1 pseudogene is annotated in these 235 nt (G+C 66.4%); it reads right to left on the reverse strand.

The annotated features are described in order from the left end of the window. A pseudogene (locus AC3XQU_RS24930) lies at positions 1-235 on the reverse strand (hypothetical protein); the annotation flags it as partial.

Here is a 235-nt window from a genome sequence, read left to right on the forward strand (position 1 = left end):
GAAGGACACGGGCGAGGGCAGGGAGCGCGAAGTCCTGGCTGTTCAGGCGGAATTCTAGGCCCGGGTGAACTCTCCGGACTTCCCGTGCGAGCACTCCCACCAGTACGTGGGTTGATGCGCCGGCATAAGCGAGCTTGACTGTTCCTGCCTCGCCGCGACCGGCGGCGAGCGCGCTGGCCTTTGCACGGTCCGCTGCAGGCAGGATCTTCTGGGCTGGAGCCACCCAGAGCTGCAT

It is taken from the genome of Telluria sp. AZSoR62, from assembly GCF_058111565.1.